Origin of the sequence: Nocardioides alkalitolerans DSM 16699 (assembly GCF_000426525.1) — a bacterium.
In the GTDB taxonomy this organism is placed as follows: Bacteria; Actinomycetota; Actinomycetes; order Propionibacteriales; family Nocardioidaceae; genus Nocardioides; species Nocardioides alkalitolerans.
Map to the genome: position 1 here is coordinate 1 of NZ_AUFN01000017.1, position 20,194 is coordinate 20,194.

The 20,194-nt window shown below is 64.3% G+C and carries 19 protein-coding genes and 1 pseudogene; 11 read left to right on the forward strand and 9 right to left on the reverse strand.

Features of this window, described 5'->3' with window-relative positions; all coding sequences use genetic code 11:
* Positions 1–116: 116 nt before the first annotated feature.
* The 4 genes and pseudogenes from K329_RS30395 to K329_RS0116085 form a co-directional block, all read left to right on the forward strand.
* Positions 117–248, forward strand: a pseudogene (locus tag K329_RS30395) (GDP-mannose 4,6-dehydratase); the annotation flags it as partial.
* Between the two features lies 1 nt (position 249).
* Positions 250–636 carry a sugar transferase gene (locus tag K329_RS31505; protein WP_211225890.1) on the forward strand — a complete coding sequence of 129 codons (387 nt, stop codon included), beginning with the start codon at positions 250–252 and terminating at the stop codon, positions 634–636.
* On the forward strand, positions 623–1,381 hold the full coding sequence (locus K329_RS30405) for an SGNH/GDSL hydrolase family protein (RefSeq protein WP_084541377.1): 759 nt from the start codon (positions 623–625) through the stop codon (positions 1,379–1,381). The genes K329_RS31505 and K329_RS30405 overlap by 14 nt, the downstream gene beginning before the upstream one ends.
* 53 nt (positions 1,382–1,434) lie before the next feature.
* Positions 1,435–1,929: an acyltransferase gene (locus K329_RS0116085; protein WP_245596579.1), complete on the forward strand. Its 495-nt coding sequence runs from the start codon at positions 1,435–1,437 to the stop codon at positions 1,927–1,929.
* Positions 1,930–1,942: 13 nt separating this feature from the next.
* On the opposite strand, the gene K329_RS32115 is transcribed toward K329_RS0116085, so the two are convergent.
* Both K329_RS32115 and K329_RS31955 read right to left on the reverse strand, forming a co-directional pair.
* The gene (locus tag K329_RS32115; RefSeq protein WP_425411485.1) at positions 1,943–2,974 is read right to left on the reverse strand and encodes a glycosyltransferase family 4 protein; all 1,032 of its coding nucleotides are present in this window, start codon (positions 2,972–2,974) and stop codon (positions 1,943–1,945) included.
* Positions 2,975–3,099: 125 nt separating this feature from the next.
* On the reverse strand, positions 3,100–3,669 hold the full coding sequence (locus K329_RS31955) for a DapH/DapD/GlmU-related protein (RefSeq protein WP_084541379.1): 570 nt from the start codon (positions 3,667–3,669) through the stop codon (positions 3,100–3,102).
* 1,373 nt (positions 3,670–5,042) lie between these two features.
* Between K329_RS31955 and K329_RS31000 the strand changes: the two genes are divergently transcribed.
* The 7 genes from K329_RS31000 (at position 5,043) to K329_RS0116100 (ending at position 12,857) form a co-directional block, all read left to right on the forward strand.
* Positions 5,043–6,275 (forward strand): hypothetical protein, encoded by a 1,233-nt coding sequence (locus tag K329_RS31000; RefSeq protein ID WP_157571783.1) that lies wholly within the window; start codon positions 5,043–5,045, stop codon positions 6,273–6,275.
* Positions 6,235–7,467, forward strand: a complete 1,233-nt coding sequence (locus K329_RS30420) for a glycosyltransferase family 4 protein (protein WP_157571784.1) — start codon at positions 6,235–6,237, stop codon at positions 7,465–7,467. The genes K329_RS31000 and K329_RS30420 overlap by 41 nt, the downstream gene beginning before the upstream one ends.
* 343 nt (positions 7,468–7,810) lie before the next feature.
* On the forward strand, positions 7,811–8,539 hold the full coding sequence (locus tag K329_RS32120) for a glycosyltransferase (RefSeq protein WP_425411486.1): 729 nt from the start codon (positions 7,811–7,813) through the stop codon (positions 8,537–8,539).
* A gap of 64 nt (positions 8,540–8,603) precedes the next feature.
* On the forward strand, positions 8,604–9,419 hold the full coding sequence (locus K329_RS30430; protein ID WP_084541382.1) for a glycosyltransferase family 2 protein: 816 nt from the start codon (positions 8,604–8,606) through the stop codon (positions 9,417–9,419).
* Between the two features lie 78 nt (positions 9,420–9,497).
* The gene (locus K329_RS31005) at positions 9,498–10,694 is read left to right on the forward strand and encodes a hypothetical protein (RefSeq protein ID WP_157571785.1); all 1,197 of its coding nucleotides are present in this window, start codon (positions 9,498–9,500) and stop codon (positions 10,692–10,694) included.
* Between the two features lie 157 nt (positions 10,695–10,851).
* Positions 10,852–11,886: a GDP-mannose 4,6-dehydratase gene (gene gmd / locus K329_RS0116095; protein ID WP_028473855.1), complete on the forward strand. Its 1,035-nt coding sequence runs from the start codon at positions 10,852–10,854 to the stop codon at positions 11,884–11,886.
* Positions 11,883–12,857 carry a GDP-L-fucose synthase family protein gene (locus K329_RS0116100; protein ID WP_028473856.1) on the forward strand — a complete coding sequence of 325 codons (975 nt, stop codon included), beginning with the start codon at positions 11,883–11,885 and terminating at the stop codon, positions 12,855–12,857. Before gmd ends, K329_RS0116100 begins: the two co-directional genes overlap by 4 nt.
* 78 nt (positions 12,858–12,935) lie before the next feature.
* Here the strand turns inward: K329_RS0116100 and K329_RS0116105 are convergent, their stop codons facing one another.
* The 7 genes from K329_RS0116105 to K329_RS0116135 form a co-directional block, all read right to left on the reverse strand.
* Positions 12,936–14,186: a sulfate adenylyltransferase subunit 1 gene (locus K329_RS0116105; protein WP_028473857.1), complete on the reverse strand. Its 1,251-nt coding sequence runs from the start codon at positions 14,184–14,186 to the stop codon at positions 12,936–12,938.
* Positions 14,186–15,112 (reverse strand): sulfate adenylyltransferase subunit CysD, encoded by a 927-nt coding sequence (cysD, locus tag K329_RS0116110; protein ID WP_028473858.1) that lies wholly within the window; start codon positions 15,110–15,112, stop codon positions 14,186–14,188. The genes K329_RS0116105 and cysD overlap by 1 nt, the downstream gene beginning before the upstream one ends.
* 115 nt (positions 15,113–15,227) lie before the next feature.
* A complete protein-coding gene (locus tag K329_RS0116115) occupies positions 15,228–16,727 on the reverse strand; it encodes an amidohydrolase family protein (protein ID WP_084541383.1) in 1,500 nt (499 codons plus the stop codon).
* A 48-nt stretch (positions 16,728–16,775) separates the two neighbouring features.
* Positions 16,776–17,138, reverse strand: a complete 363-nt coding sequence (locus K329_RS0116120) for a hypothetical protein (protein WP_028473860.1) — start codon at positions 17,136–17,138, stop codon at positions 16,776–16,778.
* Positions 17,135–18,034 (reverse strand): DODA-type extradiol aromatic ring-opening family dioxygenase, encoded by a 900-nt coding sequence (locus tag K329_RS27330; protein ID WP_052336998.1) that lies wholly within the window; start codon positions 18,032–18,034, stop codon positions 17,135–17,137. Before K329_RS27330 ends, K329_RS0116120 begins: the two co-directional genes overlap by 4 nt.
* Positions 18,035–18,149: 115 nt before the next feature.
* Positions 18,150–18,980 (reverse strand): citryl-CoA lyase, encoded by an 831-nt coding sequence (locus tag K329_RS27335; RefSeq protein WP_052336999.1) that lies wholly within the window; start codon positions 18,978–18,980, stop codon positions 18,150–18,152.
* Positions 18,977–20,146: a CaiB/BaiF CoA transferase family protein gene (locus K329_RS0116135; RefSeq protein WP_157571786.1), complete on the reverse strand. Its 1,170-nt coding sequence runs from the start codon at positions 20,144–20,146 to the stop codon at positions 18,977–18,979. The genes K329_RS27335 and K329_RS0116135 overlap by 4 nt, the downstream gene beginning before the upstream one ends.
* Between the last annotated feature and the right edge of the window lie 48 nt (positions 20,147–20,194).

Below are 20,194 nucleotides of genomic sequence, written 5' to 3' on the forward strand. Positions count from 1 at the left end.
AGGGGTTCGGTCTTGGTTGCACCATCGAACGCGATAGCTCCGAGTAGTGGCGCGGAGGCGACACTTGTCACTTCCTCGGCGTTCTTGATCGTGTTCTCAAGCACGTCGCGTAGGCGACGCCCTACACGCCGTCGTCGCCGTACTCGGCCTCGAAGGCCGGCTCCGACCACCTCGTGCGCGCGTGGGGGCGCTCCTTCGGCGTGCAGGCAACGGTGTCGAACTGCTCCGACAACTACGGGCCGCGGCGCGATGAGCCTCGTGGGACGCGTCCGTCGCTGCCGAGCGTGGTCGCGACAAACGACGACGAAAATACGTCGCCGCCTGGGCGTGCTGCGCGGCATGACCGGCCTCTGGCAGGTCTCCGGCCCGTCAGACCTCTCGTGGGAAGAGGCGGCACGCCTCGATCTCCACTACGTCGACAATTGGTCGATGCTGCAGGACTTCAGCATCCTGGTGCGCACGGGTCGGGACCGGCTTTGGCTCCCGAGGCGCCTACTGAAGTCCGTCCTGCCCACGCATAGTCTGTGTGCCATCAAGCCGGGGTGTGCCGCACCACGATTGGTCCACCTCAGCACAGCCAACCAGCACCCGACAGAGCTACTACACCGCGTAAGGACACCCTGTGACCTCCGTTGATGCCGCGGCCACGACCCGCATCGCGTTGTTTGGCGACTCAATCGCCGCCGGGCTTGGCGTGAAGGAACACCGGTACGGTGCTCTGGTCGCTCAGTCTCTGCAAGCCACTCTCGTGGACTTCGCGTCGACTGCAGCAACTGTCAAGGACTCGCTTGCTGCGTTCGAAGCCGATCCACGAACCGTTGACATCGCCTTGATCGCCCACGGCATCACAGAGGCGATTCTGCGTCCAGAGGTGAGTCGGTTCAGTCGGCTCCCGCGCAGGTGGAGGCGACCCGGATGGATGGATCCTCGTCCCTATTACTCAACGCGCTTACATAGACGAGTATCCGAGCGGATCGAATCCTCGCTGAGATGGCGCATCAAGAATCTATTAATTCGGAGAGGTGGGGCAATTCAGTTTGTGTCCCCCGACGACTACGCCGACGCTCTCGATGTGTTAGTCCGACTTCTTGGCCGGCACGGTTGCGGTCAGATATTCATCCTGGAACCCACACACATCAGCGAGCGGTTCTTCCCGGGCAGCAATGAAGCAATGTTGCACTACGCGACCGTAGCGAGGGCTCGGGTCTCGGGAGTGACCTGGATCCGGACTCGCTCGGCGGTGCGAGAGGAGGCCCACTACTTCCTCGACGACTTCCACCCCAACAGAGAGGGGCATCAAGCTATGGCCTCGCTGATCACGAAGATCATCTTGGGACAATCGGAGGTCAATCAGAGCTTTTCGAACGGAGGTGGCCTTTGATGAATCTTCTACACTGGGCACGACAGTTCAAGCACGGATTGGTTAGCTTGTACTTGAACGACTTCGTGGCGCGATTGCTTTCGCACGCCTTGCGACGCGTCGCCTATAGCAGAGCCGGCCTCGTCATGGGCTCTGGATCGAGCATTCACCGAGGTGTCAGGTTCGACGGGACTGGGAACTTCGTAATGGGGAACAACTCGGTCATCAACCGTGGCTGCAGACTTGACAACAGGGCCATGGTGACAATCGGGTCTAACGTCAGCATTTCCGAGGAGGTCATCGTTCTGACTGCCGATCATGACCCCGTAGACCGCGACTTCAGCGGCCGCGAGAGGCCCGTCCAGATTGACGACTACGTTTTCGTGGGCACAAGGGCGACAATTTTGCCTGGCGTCAATCTTGGACACGGGGCCGTGGTCGCGGCGGGCGCTGTTGTCACACGCAGCGTCGAACCCTTCAGCATCGTTGCCGGAGTACCAGCCAGGGTAGTCGGGCAGCGTCGCAACGACCTCTCGTACAGCGCCGAGTACAAGCCGTTCTTCCGCTGACCTGTCGTATGGCCTAGAACGGCGTGCGATCCACGACGCTCTTGTAGATGGAACGCAGGGTCGCAAGTTGTCGCTCTCGACCCAACACTTGTTCCGATAGGTTGCCAGCTCCCACAGACAAGCGCGAGCGCAGCGTTTCGTCATCTAGAATCTTGCTTACCTGATGTGCGAGAGCGGCATGGTCGCCGTCAGCGAAAACGAGGCCGGCCCCATACTCCTCAATTGTGCGGGCGAGTGCCGCGGATTCTGGCACAACTACGGGCATTCGAAGACTTAAGGCTAACGCAAGAACATTTCCCCACGGCTCGGCCTCGGACGTCAACACGAAGACATTCGCCCGATCCAACCGAGCTGCGACGGCGCCACCTGGAATTGACCCTTCGTAACTCAAGTTTTTATTCAAAGCAACTTGACGACGCAAAAACGCTTCGTCCCCTTCGTCGGGACCAACCACTGTCCATGCCTCGGTCCGTCCCAGTTCACCTGCTCGCGCAGCAGCGGCAGCGAAGGTCGAAACTCTCTTCCTCCTATGCAAACGAGCGATCCATATGACCTCGCGGCGGTGGTTGACCCCCCGCACGTCATCGGGAACTCGCGCCGGAGCTGCGGCCACTGGATTGCCCAGGACCGTTATGCATGGCCCACCTTCCCCGAGCCATCCACGCACCGACTCGGCCTCTTGTTCAGTCAACGCAATGATTCCGCCGCTGCGGCGCAACAGAGGACGAAGGAACAAGTCGATCGAACGGTGAAATTTGGATGAACGTGCGGTCAGCATCCCATGCGTCTGAGCAACCCACGGTCGCCGTAAAACTGTCAGAACCAGGATGACCCAGACGGGTCCCAATTCGCGACTGACCGAAACATGGGCGAGATCGCAAGCCCGAACTTCGGCTATGGCGCGTGTTGCCAGTCGAAACGAAAACACGCCCGTGAACCCCGGGGACGGGACTAATCGCCGCACTCGGGCAAGTGCGAGAGGCCCGGTGGCCGCCTCCAAGGGTTCATCACCTTCGAAAGAACCAGCAAGCAAGGTGGGCCTCATACCGAGTTCTGTTGCCACCGCCACCTGCCGCACCGACGTGTCGTACGGACCGCCGTATCTGCCGCTCGCGCTCGCCAGAGCAACGAAACGCAACAGTCGCAGCTCAGAGACCGAATCGGAGGCTCTCACTTTCGGCGCCTTTCACCCTCAGCTAGCCTTCTTACGACCCTGGCGGGCGAACCGGCCACCACACACCATGGATCGACAGACCGGGACACAACGGAGTTCGCACCGACGACTGCTCCGTCGCCAACCACGACGCCTGGAAGGATGACCGCATTCTGGCCGATCCATACGTCGTGACCAATCACAACCGGAACGCACTTAACACCCGCCCCAGGCTCGACCTCATGGAAATCGGTATCGGAGATGCTCGCTCGCGGACCAATGCGACAATAATTGCCAATCGTGACCGAATCTGCAGACTGAATCGATGCGCCGGAGTTGACCAGCACCTCGTTACCGATTGAAATACGCCCGTCTCCGTGAGTCCGAAGGAGCACCTTTGCTCCCTCTCCCCCAAAAACGACCCTTGACCCGATGGTGATGGTGCCCTCATTCGAGATGTAGGGCCGCATGCCGACTACTGCGGGCCGTCGACCGAACTCGACGCGCTGAAGCAGAAGGGGCGCCATCGCTTTCGCGACACCCCACTCCCTAGCCAACCGGGCCACTACACCATGCCGCATGATCATCTCTTTCGTCGAGGACGCTGGAATCCTGCGCTTTCTTGGTGCAGTGACACTTCCCCTATCAATCGCTGAAGAGCCTCCGCGGCAGCGTCCACAGACATCCTCGACTCGTAGAAAGCTTTCCCCGCAAGTGACAACCGAAGAGTTTCCTCACCGCTATGACTGCTGAGATTGGTGATCGCTGCCCCGAGCGCCGACGCGTTCTCGGGCACAAGGCACACAGCTCCGGCCGCCGCAAGATCAGGCCAAGTCTCCAGACCTGAGAATGCCACGACAGGAACGCCGTTTTGCAAGGCGGCTGCGAGTGTGCCTTTACTCGCAGCGGGGCCGTCGCTCCCTGGAATCAGCGCTACGGTCGACTCGGCGAGAGTTCGCGATGCCTCTGTTGCACTCAAGCGACCGGTGAATGTGTAAGAGACTCCATTACTCTCCAGGGCTGCGGCCCACGAGCGGCCCTGCGGCGTCGATGCACCCGCCCCTCCAAGAAGAATAACCTCGTCGACTACACCTGCAAGGCCTTTCGCGATCAGCTCGTAGGGAATTCGGGGGTGACCCCAGCCAGCCACGCAGACCGACGTGGGATGGCCAGCGCTCGGGCGCGTCCAATCAATTCGGGGCCAGTTACTGAAAACGGGAATCACGCGGACCTTGCGCGCAGACACTCCCGCCGCGCACAACTCCGCCGCCCGCCGGTCCGTAGTCACCACAACACGGTGACTGCCAGCCGCCACTACCTTCATCGCGAGACGATGCATCGCTGACAGCACCCACGTCTTCGGTCGGCGTCCATATCCCGGCCACATCTCGTGAGCAACAGTTATTGTGCCAACGCCCCGTGCCCTGCTGACAATTGGAAGAAAAATACTGGTCAACGGGACGCCACGAAAACTCCCTCCGAAAGAAGCGTACTGAAAGATCAGAACATCCTGGTCGACTGGTCCCATCAATTCATGGGAACTTCGCAACATTGAAAACAAGCCGGTTGTTTTCTGCCGCAATGCAACCGACACTTCATTGCCGTCGGCATCAATCCGATCGGCCAGGGTAATGCTGTAGTCCCGCACTCCGCAAGAACCAGCGTTAACGAAGCCCCGAACAGCAACTCTCTGACCGCCCAACTGGGTCATGTCGACGGCCTCCAGGGGTGACACTGAGTAGACGAGATCGTCGGCGCGAGTGGGCCAACTCGTGGGAGACTCTAGTCGGAGCGTCCGGTCAGGCGCTCCGACACCTGATGCCTGGCCGCCGTCGTCTTACAGGGAGACGCCCGCTTGAGTTCGTCGCCCCCTCAACTGTCAGCCACTCGCCCCGTCGACGACCCAGGGCGGGCCTTCCGAGACCAGCTCCTCTTCGTGTGGCTCACGACATACGGGATCTTGTGGATCTACGAAGGCGCGCTTCGTAAGTGGGTGCTGCCGGGCGCTGCGGATGTCATCTACCTCGTGCGCGACGCATCGACTGTCGTGACCTTCCTCGCCGTCCTGATCCTAGGCACCGGAAGGAGACCATCCCGTACGTTTGCTGCGGCGATCGTGGTCGCCTTCGGGCTTGCCGTTCTGTCCATTCTGCAATTGATCGTCTCCGGCGGGATTACTCGCGTAGCGGTCGTGGGATCCGTGGGATACATTTCGCCACTTCTCGCGGCCGGCCTAGCAGCGCTGGTCGGCGACCCCCGGCGAGTGCTCGACTCACTTTTGCGAATCATCCTCTGGAGTGCGCCTATCCAGGCTGGCCTTGCCATCCTGCAGGTAGTCACGCCCCCCTCAGGGTTCTGGAACCGCGTCGGGACCGAGGAAGCTGCACTCTTCACCGCAGACGGCATTGTTCGCGCCTCTGGGTCCTTCACTTCACCGACGGGATTGACTTGCTTCACCACCTTGCTAGCTGCCCTGACCCTCGGGCGTCTCTACGACGAAGGACGTAGGAGCGGGCGTGGTCTCACGGGGATGGCAGTCGTCAGTTCGGGGGTTCTGCTCAGCATTGGGGGATCGCGCGGAGCGCTTCTTGTGGCGGCCGCATTGTTCGTCGCAGCGCTAATGCTCACTTTTGGTCGCGCCGATCGCCTCGGGCGCTCTCTCGTCAGAACCACTGCAATCATCGCGGCTTCTCTAGCCCTATACTTCCTTTCTCGGGCTGCCTTGCCAGCCGTAACCGAGGCCTTCAGTGCGCGCCTGACGAATGCGAGTGAGAATGAAGACACCGTTGGTCGCGTGATCGTTACTTCTTTCGGATATCTTTCGCTTCCCTATGATCTCCTAGGGGCTGGTGCCGGGAACCACACTAACGCGGGTGTCGCTCTCGGGGCAGAAGGGCCCTGGATCGAGAACGAGCTTGAGCGGTGGGTGGCGGAACTCGGATTGGCGGGACTGCTCGCCGGAGTCGGTCGCCAGCTGCTCAGTGTTGTCGGGCTTGTATACGCTCTCCGCGCTTCGATTCGCTCTGGGTACACTCGGCCGTACTTCGTCATCGCCGCACTCTCGACCACGCTGATCGCAGGGAGTGGGTTTTCGCAGCCGTCACAGCAAGGCATGACTGCTCTCATGTTGGCAATCGTATTGCTGTCCTACCGTGAACTTTCCGACCGAAACGGGCAGCCTACCAATGACTGACTTCCAATCAGCCCTTTACGCGTGCTCCGCAAAACACTGGAACCACGTTGCAGACGGGCTTGTGTCTCGTGTGCCAGAAACCGCTTTGATCACCCCGTTCGCGCTCTCGCCCGAAGCCGCTCAGATCATCGGACGTTCGACCGTTCTTCCCAGGAGCGTGCGGAAACTGCTCCTGCGGCGGGTCAACTCAAGCGGCGTAGCGAACGCTGGCGGTCTGGGCGCGGGACAGTTCGTACTTCCCATGTTCGTCCACTTGGGCCTCAAGGTTCCAATGGCGATCAGACGTCAGGCAATGACTGCGCAGGCTAGTCGAGTCGCGCGAGTGGCCGAGTCGCTGAAGGGACGATCAGTAGTCCAGTTCACCGACGGCTTCGGCCACCGTATCCGCCGCGATCGCACTCCTGAGGCGACAATCATTTGTGAGAGGCGCAACCTACATCAAGATATTTTTACTCAAACATTCGAGACTTTTGGCAATTTTCCCCACCAGCATCTAGATCGCGATCCGATCGAATCATTCCTGCTGGCGGAGTATCGATTGGCCGACAAGATTCTAGTCTACTCTTCGTATGCGCGTCAGACTTTTCTGGATCGCGGTTTTGATCCAGCCCGAGTCGTGGTGGCGCCGCTGCCGGTCAGTCTCTCGGCCACGGCTGGATCGATGAAGCCGCCCGAGCGCGACAAAAGGCGGATGCTTTTTGTCGGCCGATGCGAGGTGGTCAAGGGCGTCGACCTAGCTGTTGCCGCTGCTCGCCTGGCCGGAGTCCGAATCACTGTAGCGGGACCTGCGTCGCCATCAGTACGAGAGTGGCTCAGCGCGCAGAGGCACGTCGACTATGTAGGTTTGCAGACGTCCGAGCAGCTGACGAGCCTCTTCCGCAGTGCGGGAGCCCTGATCCTGCCGTCGTACGAGTCTTTCGGCTTGGTTGCCTTCGAGGCCGCTCATTATGGTCTTCCTGTTATTGCTGCCGACACCACGGGCGCATCCGAGTACCTGGACCTGGATGCCGTTGGAACTCAGGTCAGGGGTCGCTCAGTAGACACCTGGGCGTCGGCAATCGATCGTCTCCAGACTTCTGGTCGTGAATGGACAATGTTGTCGCAACGGGGCGCCGAAAAAGCACGGATGTTAAGTCCTCAGGAATGTACGAGGAGGTGGGCAAATGCAGTCTTCGGAGAAGGCGAAAACTGAGCTATTCGCCAGATCAATCTTGGTAGTCGGACCTCATCCCAGGGATGGCAGGTCGATGCAAAGATATGTCGGTATTGTCGAACAGGCATTAAAGCGCGAAGGATTCGAGCCAAGAGTAGCGAGGCCGCGTGCGATTTTTTCTCGGCTGCCTGGATCATTGTCGAAGTTCGGAGCCTACGTTGACAAATTCATAATTTTCGCTCCCACTCTTTCGCTCAGATCGCGGCAGTTCTCGTCGGTTCTGATTTCTGACCACTCAGACGCTGTCTACGTCCACTACCTACGACGGGACCGCCGGCGAGTGGCCGTTGTATGCCACGACCTCATAGCCGCGAGAGCGGCCATGGGTGAGATCAGAGAGCACAGGACACGACCCAGCGGGCGGCTTTATCAAACCGCGATTCTGCGCGGGCTGAGACTATCGGCTCTGGTAATTTGCGTTAGCAACACCACGCGCCTCGATGTTCAGCGCATCGTCGGCGGAAACTCCGCCGTGGTCCACAACCCCGTCGGCAGAGCCTTCGACCGTCCGCGGCGCCACGATCGCACCCGGGATTTTGTCGTCGTTGCGCCTCCACATTGGCGGAAGAACCGCCTGTGGGCCGTGGAGTTTTGGCTGCTGGCACGACGACTCCCTGGGTTCGCTGCTTCGCGGCTCCACATCGTCGGTGGGGCTCTTTCCGCTACCGAGAGAGTTGCAGTCGAGGGTGAGGGAGCGCAGAACGCGGTCATGATCCACTCTGGAGTTTCGGACGACGAGTTAAACGCGATCTATGGAGCATCCTTCGCAGTCATCCAGCCCTCGTTGCACGAGGGGTTTGGGTGGCCAGTCGTGGAAGGACAATCCGCCGGCACGCCGGCGATTTGCATCGACACGCCGATCAATCGCGAGATCGGTGGTGAGGCGGCTATTTATCTACCACCCGAGCTGGGTGAGGAATCCGCCCACGCGGCCGTTCAAGCGTTAATAGACCACCGCGCAGCTTTTGACGAGAGCTGCGCTCGGAATGTCGCAAGATTCAGTCAGGCAAACTTTGACACCTCTCTGCGAGCCTGCCTTTCTGAGTCCTAGCAATCTAGTCCCTGCCGCCGACCCGCGGCGATCGCGATTCTCACTTTTAGAAGGATGACGACATATGGAGACGCTGGCAATTGTCACGCCCAGCTACAACCAAGGTCCCTACCTGGAACGCACCATCCAGTCAGTTCTGGATCAGAATGATCCGTCGCTGCGGTACGCCGTTGTTGATGGCGGCAGTCGAGACAACTCGACGCGGATCATAAGGAAGTACGAAAAGTACTTGGCTTTCTGGTGCAGTGAACCCGACAAGGGCCAGACAGATGCGATCCTGAAAGGGTTTCGTGCCGTCGGCGGTGATATTCGCGGCTGGATCAATAGTGATGACGAGTATGTGCCGGGTTCTTTTGCAAAGGTGCGGAAGGTGTTTGCTACCCGGCCAGAGGTTGGACTGGTGTATGGGGAGCGCGTTTTGATCGGGCCCGCAAGTGAGGTGCTCGGATGGACCCGGCAGCCAGCTTTTGATCCTTCTAAAGCAGGATTCAACATTCCTTCGGAGACCGCTTTCTGGCGGTCGACCGTGGAGAGTCGAGCAGGTTCGCTCGACGGCAGTCTGCAGTTCGCAATGGATCTCGATTTTTTTTCACGCTTGTATCTAGCCGCCCCTACGGTCAAGCTGAATTCCTATCTTGGGAAGTTCAGGGCGCACGAGGAGAGTAAGTCGTCCACGATTCCTGAGGTGGGAAGGGAGGAGGCCGCGGAACGATGGCGCCGGCACTTCGGCGACAATGAGATGTGGTCGATTCAGCCACCTCGGCTTTACGCCCGTCACCTTGCAGCTGGTCTCCGCAGGCCACTTCTGCTGGGCGCACCGTACGCGAGGCATCGGCTCTTGAGACTCACTCGCAGAATGACCGGGGGGTCCGGTGCCTGATGGTGGAGAAAGCGCTTGCGTAGATTTGGGAAGTTATTTCTTCAACAAGGTGCGCTGACTGCTGCGTTTCAACTGATCGTGGCCATCGCAGGAATTCTGATCGTCCGTGATCTGCCGAAGTCAGAGTATGCGCATTATGTCCTCGCGATCAACGCGGTAACCACAATCTCCGCTCTGGCGGAGGCGGGCGTGACGTCGACCCTCTTGTCGCGAGGGGGTGACCTTCTTAATCGCGGCATGAATCTGACTCGCCTTGTTCAGCAGGCTGCTCGATTCAGGCTCGCCACCTATGCTCTGGCCACAGCGGCAGTAGTTCCAGTCTTCTCTGTCCTCTTGCGGGGAACGGGCGCGACGGTTCCGAACCTGGCGGCGATGTTGTGTATCGCGGCCGTATCGGCCCTCTGCTCTTCGGTCAGTGTGGTGTCTGCGACCCTTCTAAGGCTGGGGGGGCGGTTTACCACCGCCAATCTCATTCTGCTCGCCTCGGCAACAATTCGGCTCGCCGCAGTAGTGTTTGTCGTTGTGGCCCCAGTACCAAACCCGATTATCGCATTCTTGGTTGTGAACACGTTGGCCCTTCTGTTTGAATCCTTGATTGCGTCACGACTGGCTACAACTTTGGTCACGTCGGGGCTAACTGACACTCAGAACTCTTACTCGCCAGCACTTGCAATGAATGCGAGAAGACAAATCCCGAATAGCGTTTTCTATGTCATCCAGGGCCAGGCGCTTGTAATGATTCTGGCCACTCTGGGATTATCCGGAGCAATCGCTGAAGTGGCTGCGTTGTCGCGGTTTTCGCTGGGTTTCATCGTAGTGGGCGGCGTGATTAGTCAAATCTTCATGACTTCTATCGCAAGACAGACCTCGAATCGGTCGGCACTACGGAAGTACGTTCAGGCGATGATGGCATACCTGTTTGTTGCGACCATGGGATTTCTATGTATCGTTGCGACCCCCGGAATTTGGCTGTCCATCCTTGGGTCGGAGTATTCTGGATTGCATCTTGAATTGATCCTGATTAGCGCAGGCGGATTGCTTAGTTCTCTGATCGGCGTGGTCACATCGCTGAACCAAGCGAGGGCGTGGACGCGGCGCGCTTGGCTTTTCATTCCTGCCACCTTGACATGGCTTACCGTACTTGCATTGTGTCTTCGCCCGAATGATATTTTGTTGGCGTCGATTTTCTTCATGCTCGCACCACTGGCTGGCCTTCCAGTGATGCTCTACTGTGCTTGGCTGGGCTCGAGAGGGTCTACAACCGGTCAGCGGTAAGCGTGATCTGGGAGACAGAAGGTGAGGCACTTCACCCAAGTCGCTAGGGACGGTTCTCCTGATCGCAGGTACGAACGGGCTGCGTGTGGGATTGTTTCCGGGATCGCCTTGTCGCGCAACGGGCAGACCAGCTCGCCGCTGACCATAATCATCAGGAGTGACCTTGAAGCGTGCCCTCATCACCGGCATCACCGGCCAGGACGGTTCCTACCTGGCAGAGCTGCTGCTCGCCAAGGGGTACGAGGTCCACGGCCTGATCCGTCGTGCCTCCACCTTCAACACGTCGCGGATCGACCACCTCTACGTCGACCCGCACGACCCGGAGGCCAAGCTCTTCCTCCACTACGGCGACCTCAGCGACGGCGCGCGCCTCGTGACGCTCATGGCGGAGATCAAGCCCGACGAGGTCTACAACCTCGCGGCGCAGTCCCACGTGCGGGTGTCGTTCGACGAGCCCGAGCACACGGCCGACACGACGGGCACGGGCTCCATCCGCCTGCTCGAGGCCGTCCGGCTCTCCGGGATCGAGACGAAGTACTACCAGGCCTCGTCCTCCGAGCTGTACGGCGCGACCCCGCCGCCGCAGAACGAGGAGACGCCGTTCTACCCGCGCTCGCCGTACGCCGCCGCCAAGCTCTACAGCTACTGGATCACGAAGAACTACCGCGAGGCCTACGGCATGTTCGCGGTCAACGGGATCCTCTTCAACCACGAGTCGCCCCGTCGTGGCGAGACCTTCGTGACCCGCAAGATCACGCGTGCCGTGGCGGCCATCGCCGCCGGCAAGCAGGAGCACCTCTACATGGGCAACCTGGACTCGGTGCGCGACTGGGGCTACGCGGCGGAGTACGTCGAGGGCATGTGGCGGATGCTGCAGGTCGACGAGCCCGACGACTTCGTGCTCGCCACCGGCAGCGGCATCACCGTGCGCGACTTCCTCGAGATCAGCTTCACCCACGCGGGCCTCAACTGGGAGGACCACGTGAAGTTCGACGAGCGCTACCTGCGCCCGACCGAGGTCGACGCCCTCATCGGTGACCCGAGCAAGGCCAACGAGAAGCTGGGCTGGAAGGCGACCATCGACGGCCGCGAGCTCGCGAAGCTGATGGTCGACGCCGACATGGAGGCCATCAAGCACGCCGGCTCCACCTGGATCGACGAGGTGAAGCTCGCGTCGTGGGGCACGGCATGAGCGAGGCCGCGACCTTCTCGCCCCGGCCGCTCGACCGTGACCAGCCGTTCTACGTCGCCGGTCACCGCGGTCTCGTGGGGGGCGCGCTCTGGCGCACGCTGGAGACCAACGGGTTCGAGCGCCTCCTCGGGCGCTCGTCGTCCGAGCTGGACCTGACCGACCGCCGCGCTGTCTTCGCGTTCTTCGAGGCGGAGAAGCCGACGTACGTCGCGCTGGCCGCTGCCAAGGTCGGCGGCATCCTCGCCAACAGCACCTACCCGGCCGACTTCCTCTCGGTGAACCTGCAGATCCAGACGAACGTCATGGACGCGGCGCTCGAGCACGGTGTCGAGCGCCTGCTCTTCCTGGGCTCGTCCTGCATCTACCCGAAGCTGGCCCCGCAGCCGCTCAAGGAGGAGTACCTCCTCACGGGCCCGCTCGAGGAGACCAACGACGCCTACGCGATCGCGAAGATCGCCGGCATCCTCGGCGTGCAGGCCGTCCGACGCCAGCACGGCCTGCCGTGGATCTCGGCCATGCCGACGAACCTCTACGGCCCCGGCGACAACTTCTCGCCGCAGGGCTCGCACGTGCTGCCGGCCCTCATCCGCCGGTACGACGAGGCCGCTCGCTCGGGTGCCTCGACCGTCGAGAACTGGGGCACGGGCTCGCCGCGACGCGAGTTCCTCCACGTCGACGACATGGCCGAGGCCTGCCTGTTCCTGATGGAGAACTACGACGGGCCGTCCCAGGTCAACGTCGGCTCCGGCTCCGACGTCACCATCAAGGAGATCGCCGAGACGATCGCCGAGGTCGTCGGCTACACCGGCGACGTCGAGTGGGACACGACGAAGCCCGACGGCACGCCCCAGAAGCTCATGGACGTCGGCCTCATCAACCAGGCCGGTTGGAAGGCCCGCATCGGGCTCCGCGAGGGCCTCGAGTCCACGGTGGAGTGGTACCGCGCGAATGCCGGCTCGCTGCGGCAGTAGCGGGCCGCCACGACCGAGCATCAACGACGACGGCGCCCCTCCCGCGAGGGAGGGGCGACGTCGTACGTGTCGTAGGGCTCAGCCCTTGTCGTTGATCATCCCGGCGCCGACGGTCACGCCGGTGGCCTCGTCGATGAGGATGAACGCCCCCGTGGTGCGGTTGCGCGAGTAGGCGTCCACGAGCAGCGGCTGCTGGGTGCGCAGGCGCACCCGACCGATCTCGTTCACGCCCAGCTCGCCGGCCTCGAGGTCGCGGTGCAGCGTGTTGACGTCGAGGCGGTAGTCGAGCTCCTTCACGAGCGCCTTGACGGTGCGCGTCGTGTGCTTGACCAGCAGCTTCTGGCGGGGCTTGAGCGGCGTCGTCGACATCCAGGCCACCATCGCGTCAATGTCCTGCGTGACCGTCGGCGCGTTGTTCGGCCGCGCGATCATGTCACCGCGGGAGACGTCGACGTCCTCGTCGAGGCGGATCGTCACCGACATGGGCGGGAAGGCCTGGGCGACCTCGTCGTCGAAGAGGTCGATGCCGGCCACCTTCGCGGTCATGCCCGACGGCAGCACGACGACGTCGTCGCCCGGCTTGAAGACGCCGCCGGCGACCTGGCCGGCGTACCCCCGGTAGTCGTGGTGGTCGTCTGACTTCGGCCGGATGACGTACTGCACCGGGAAGCGCGCGTCGATCATGTCGCGGTCGGAGGCGACGTGGACGTTCTCGAGGTGGTGGATGAGCGAGGGCCCGTCGTACCAGGGCATGTTCTCCGACCGGGTCACCACGTTGTCGCCCTTGAGCGCCGACAGCGGGATGATCGTGAGGTCGGGGATCGTCAGCTTCGTCGCGAAGGCGCTGAACTCGCGCTTGATCTCGGCGAAGCGCTCCTCCGAGAAGTCGACCAGGTCCATCTTGTTCACGGCGAGCACGAGGTGGGGCACCCGCAGCAGCGAGAGCAGCACGGCGTGACGACGCGACTGCTCCGTGAGGCCCTGGCGGGCGTCGACGAGCACGAGGCCGAGGTCGGAGGTGGAGGCGCCGGTGACCATGTTGCGCGTGTACTGCACGTGGCCCGGGGTGTCCGCGATGATGAACTTGCGGTTCGGGGTCGCGAAGTAGCGGTACGCCACGTCGATCGTGATGCCCTGCTCGCGCTCCGAGCGGAGGCCGTCGGTGAGCAGCGCGAGGTCGGTGTAGTCGTAGCCCTTGGAGACGCTCGTGGCCTCGACGGCCTCGAGCTGGTCCTCGAAGATCGCCTTGGAGTCGAGCAGCAGCCGCCCGATGAGGGTCGACTTGCCGTCGTCGACGGAGCCGGCAGTGGCGAAACGAAGCAGGTCCATCAGAAGTAGCCCTCCTTCTTGCGGTCCTCCATGGCAGCCTCGGAGAACCGGTCGTCGCCTCGGGTGGCGCCGCGCTCGGTGAGTCGTGCGACGGCGATCTCGTCGATGATCTCGTCGGTCGTGGAGGCCGTGGACTCCACGCAGCCGGTGAGGGTCAGGTCGCCGACGGTGCGGAACCGCACCGTGCGCTCCTCGGCGACCTCGCCCTCGCGCAGCGGGTTGAACTCGCTCTCCGTCAGCAGCATGCCGTCGCGCTCGAACACGCGGCGCTGGTGGGAGAAGTAGATGGAGGGGATCGAGATGCCCTCGCGGTCGATGTAGTGCCAGATGTCGAGCTCGGTCCAGTTGCTCAGAGGGAAGATCCGCATGTGCTCGCCCTCGTGGATGCGTCCGTTGTAGAGGCTCCACAGCTCGGGGCGCTGCATCTTCGGGTCCCACTGCCCGAACTCGTCGCGGTGGGAGTAGACGCGCTCCTTCGCGCGGGCCTTCTCCTCGTCGCGCCGGCCGCCACCGAAGGCGGCGGTGAAGCCCTCCTCCTCGATGGCGTTGAGGAGGGTGCCGATCTGCATCCGGTTGCGCGAGGTGCGGCCGTCGTCGACGACGATGCCGTTCGCGATCGCGTCCTCGACCGAGGCCACGACCAGGCGCAGCCCGAGGCGGGAGACCCACTCGTCGCGGCAGGCGAGCACCTCGTCGAAGTCGTAGCCCGTGTCGACCTGCAGGACCGGGAACGGGATCTTCGCGGGGAAGAACGCCTTCTCGGCCAGGCGGAGCATCACGATCGAGTCCTTGCCGCCCGAGAACATCAGGACGGGCTTCTCGAACTCGGCCGCGACCTCGCGGAAGATGTGGATCGACTCCGCCTCGAGCTGGTCGAGCTGGCTCAGTCGGTAGTCCGGATGGGTCCCCGGGTCGGTGGTGGACATGGATCGAGATTACGAGCGAGCGGGGGTCGCCCCCGACACGTCCCGAGGGATGAGAGTGCGTCTCACCCCTCGGGTCGCGTGTGCGGGGCGCGACCCAAGGCCGACGTCCGCGCCGTCAGGACCCGTGCGCCGACTCGTGCGTCGAGGCGTCCGCGAAGTCGGTGTAGGTGTAGGGGTTGTCGAGCACCTTCGACTCGGGGACGTCGGGGTTCATGCCGCCGAGCCAGGCCTCCTCGCCGAGGGTCTCGCGCAGGTGGGCCACCGTGTCGCCCACCGTGCTGCGCGCCGCCCCCAGGTCGACGCCGACCAGCTCGTGCGCCTCCTTCACCACCCGGCCGTCGACCAGCACGGTGTGCACGTCGCCGCGCTGCGCCTGGAACACGATGTGGCCGTACGGGTTGATCAGCGGGAACATCGCCGGGGAGCGGTCGTTCTTGATGAGCACGAGGTCGGCACGCTTGCCGACCTCCACGCTGCCGACGAGGTGGTCGAGCCCGAGCGCCCGGGCGCCGCCCAGCGTCGCGTACTCCACGACGTCCTTGGCGCGCAGCCCCAGGTGCGTGACCGTGTCGCCGGTGGCGTGCGCCTCGTGGTGCTCGCGCGACCGGTCCGACGACAGCGTCGAGCGCATCGCGGCGAACATGTCCGCGCTGAACCACACGCTGGTGTCGACCGAGAGCGAGATGTCGATGCCGTGACGCCGCAGCGACCAGCTCGACGGGAAGCCCTGGCCGCAGCTGGCCTCGCTCTCCGCCGACACCGACGCCTTGCCGCCCGAGGCGGCGATGCGCTGGTAGGAGTCGTCGCTCAGCGTGGCCGCGTGCACGTAGACGGTCTGGGGCGTCATGAACCCGTGCTCGTGCATCAGCCGCACGCCGTTGTCGTTCGTCGCGCCCCACACGCCCGCATGCGTGGTGACCGCGACGTCGAGCTCGCGCGCCGCCTCGAACGCCGCCCGCTCCGGGAACTCCGGGTCACCGGTCACGTCGAAGGCCAGCTGGAAGCCCAGCATGTCCGAGCGCGGCATGCGGCGCTCGACGAAGCTGCGGAAGTCCGCGCTGTTCGTCCACTCCCACGGCGCGGCGTGGATGTTGCCGTAGCCGAACACGAACCGCGCGGGCACCGCCTCGAGCGCATCGACCGCCGCCTCCGCGTGCTCGACCGTCGAGAGCCCGTGCGACCAGTCGACCGAGGTCGTCACGCCGGCGTCGATCGCCTCGATGCCGCTGAGCAGGTTGCCGGCGAAGATGTCCTGCGGACGGAACTTGATGCCGTGCTCCAGGTAGTTCCACACGAAGTACTGCGTCAGCGTCCAGTCGGAGCCGTAGCCCCGCAGCGCCGTCTGCCACATGTGCCGGTGGGTGTCGATCATGCCCGGCATCACGATCCCGCCCGCGGCGTCGATCTCCCGCGTGCCCTCCGGGACCTGCAGGCCCGGGCCCACGGCCTCGATCCGGTTGCCGACCACCAGCACGTCGGCGTCGTCGAGCACCCGGCGCGCAGCGTCCATCGTGACGACCACGGCGTTGCGGAAGACGGTCGCGTCACGCGCGGCGGGCGCGGAGGCGGTCGTGGCGGACGTCGCGGTGGGCGTCGTGGCGGGGGTGTCGGACATGGCGGGACCTTTCGGACGGTGGAGAGAGGGCTGCGGCTCGGCGCGGGGTCAGGTGGAGATGTCGGGGTAGGGCATGCGCACGTGCGCGAGCTTCTCGGCGTAGTCGAGCTGCATGCCGAGCGGCTCGGTGAAGTCGCGTTCGAACATGGCGATCCACAGGGTGAGCGCGAGGAACGGGTGCGCGCCGAGCTCGAAGAGCGCCACGTGGTCGTGGGTGGCCAGGGCGGTGCGCTCGTCGTCGGTGAACGAGAGCCAGGTCGTGGTCTCGGCGGTGATGCAGTTGAGGATGCGGCCGGCCATCTCCTGCTCCCACCAGGTCACCGTGCCGGCGGGATCGTCGCGGTAGCGCTCGGTGAGGTCGTGGTCGCGGTCGATCGTGTAGAGGAACTTGTTGACCAGGTACTTGCTCATGCCCGCCCTCCCGGCGTGGTCAGGGAGGACGGCGCGTCGATCAGGTGCGGGTTCGGGTACCAGGTGAAGTAGGCCTCCATCGTGTGGAAGAGGCTCAGGCTGTCGGCGTGGTCGGCCTTCTGGTAGCCGGCGACGCCCATCATCAGCATGAAGTCCATGAAGCCGTGGGTGGCGTTGCCGGGAGCGTGCAGGCTGTCGAGCGTCACGTTCCCCAGCACGCCGTCGATGTCGCCGTTGCTGATCCACTCGACCGCGCGGGCGTCGAACTCGGGGTCGGGGCCGGTGGGCCCGAACTGCCGCGGCCCGCCGAGCTCGAGCGAGAGGTGTCCCGAGCCGATCACGGCCACGCGGAGGTGGCTGGGCCACGACTCGATGATCTCGCGGATGGTGCGGCCCAGCTGCACGAACCGCTCGGGCTGCGGCAGCGGCGGGGCGAAGATGTTGGTGTAGATCGGCACGATCGGCAGGTCGGCGTCGGGCCGCACGGTCAGGATCGGGCAGGTGATCGAGTGGTCGATCCGCAGCTCGTTCGAGAACGCGAGGTCGAAGCCCTTGTCGAGGCCCTGGCGCAGCATGTACGCCGAGAGCTCCTCGTCGCCGCGCAGCAGCAGCTTCGGCATGCCGAACTCACGGACCTCGTTCTCCCAGTTGGCGTCGTACATCGGCGCCTTGCCCACCAGGAACTGCGGCATGTTGTCGAGCCACAGCTGGTGGAAGTGGTCGGAGCCGACCATCACCAGCACGTCGGGGCGCGCCCGGGTGAGGGTCTCGCGGTAGGTCGCGATCTTGCTGATCCACTCCGCGGCGAACGGCGGCGCCTGGTCGGGCGGCAGCTGGCTGGTGCGGTAGTAGAAGGGGTGGTGCGTGGTGGCGAGCACCGCGACGAGGTCGGCCATCGTTGGGAGCCTCCGGTTCAGGCGACGGGACGGGTCGCACGCAGAGCGCGGCGACGCGGGAGAAGGGGTGGGACGGCGGCGGCGCAGCTGACCGGTCCGACATCGACGGTCGCGGTCACGTCGAGGGCTCCTCGCGCGCCTGCTCCTGCGCGGCGAGGGCGTCCTCGGGCGGGACGAAGACGGCGTTGTGCTCGACGGCGAGGTAGACGTCCATGCCGACCGGGTTGCGCAGCTCCTCGGCGAGCTGGCCGAGCAGTCCGGCCGCGCGGGCGAGCAGGGCGAAGCCGCGCAGCAGCGGCATCGGCAGCTCGAGGTCGGCCAGCGCCGCACCGACGACGCCGGCGCCGTTGAGCACCAGTCGGCGACCGATGAACTCGGGGTGCACCCGTCCGATCGCCTCGAACAGCGCGAGGTGCGGGCCGTAGGTGTCCTCCTCGCGGGCGATGCCGACGAGCGCCGGGGTGCGCGGGTCGAGCTCCTTGTGCACGGGGTGGCCCAGCCCGGGGATGGTGCGCCGCTCGGCGCGGGCGGAGCCCACCACCTCCCGCGCCACGTCGTCCCACCCGGCGTCGTCGGCGGGCAGCTCGTCGAGGCCCTCGACGACCGCGTGCAGGAACTGCCCGCAGTCCTCGGTGACGCCGAGGAAGCGCGAGCCGCCGCCGAGCAGGCCGGCGGCCATGGCGCCCTGCACCGAGTCGGGCGCGCTGAGGAAGGTCAGCCGCGCGGCGATCGCGGTGGGCGTGAAGCCGTGGTCGGCCAGCGCCAGGAGGCAGGCGTCGAGCATGCGCACCTGGCCCGGGGTGGGCGTGCGCAGCGTGACCATGCGGAACACCAGCTCGGTCAGGCCGATCTTGCCCATCAGGTCGCCGGCGAGGTCGTCGCCGAGCAGGGTGATGGTCGAGGTGGTCGACATGCCGAGCGAGGTCGGGAAGCGCAGCTCGCTCATCGCGCGTCCTCCTCGGCCAGGCGCTGCAGCCACGCGCGCACCTCGGCGCCCTGCTGGTCGAGCGAGGGTGGGGCGAGCTCGTAGCGGGCCTCGGAGCGCGAGAAGCGGATCGGGTGGCGCACCAGCGGCACGGCCGCGTCGCCGTCCCCGACCTCGACGACGGGCTCGAGACCCAGGCTGTCGGCGAAGGCCACGCCCTCGGCGATCGAGTTGATCGGGCCGGAGGCGACACCGGCGTCGGAGAGGACCTCGAACCACTCCGCCTTGGTGCGCCGGGCGAGCAGCTCCTCGAGCAGCGGGCGCAGCTCCTCGCGGTGGGCGGTGCGGTCCTCGTTGTGCGCGAAGCGCGGGTCGTCGACCAGCTCCGGGGCGCCGAGGGCCCGGGTGAGCGCGGCGAACTGCCGGTCGTTGCCCGCGATGACGATGATGTCGCCGTCGGAGGCGGGCAGGGGCTCGTAGGGGAACAGCGACGGGTGCGCGTTGCCCATGCGGTGCGGCGTCGTGCCGCCGGCGACGTACGCGCCCGACTGGTTCACCAGGCCCGAGAGGGCCGAGGAGAGCAGGTTGACCTCGATGTGCTGCCCGCGCCCCGACGCGTGCCGCTCGTGGAGCGCGGCCAGCACGCCGACCAGCGCGTGCATGCCGGTCATCACGTCGAACACCGAGATGCCCGCGCGGTACGGCGGGCCCTCGGGGTCCCCGGTGAGGCTCATCAGGCCCGACATCGCCTGCACCATCAGGTCGTAGCCCGGCAGGTGGGCGCCGCCACCGGAGCCGAAGCCGCTGATCGAGGCGTACACGACGCGCTCGTTGCGGGCGCTGACGGACTCGTAGTCGAGGCCGTACTTCGCGAGCCCGCCGGGGCGGAAGTTCTCCACCACGATGTCGGCGCGCCGGGCGAGGTCGTGGGCGACGGCGAGGTCGGCGGGGTCCTTGAGGTCGAGGGCGATCGACCGCTTGTTGCGGTTGACGCTCAGGTAGTAGGTCGAGACCTCGTCACGCACCGGGGGCATCCAGGTGCGGGTGTCGTCGCCGCCCGGACCCTCGACCTTGACCACCTCGGCGCCCAGGTCGGCCATCAGCATCGTGGCGTAGGGGCCGGCGAGGATGCGCGAGAAGTCCGCGACGAGGAGCCCGTCGAGGGGTCCGCGGGAGCTGTCCGTCATCGGTTCGATTCGTCCTTGTCCGTCAGGCGGTCACTTGTCCGTTTTCTG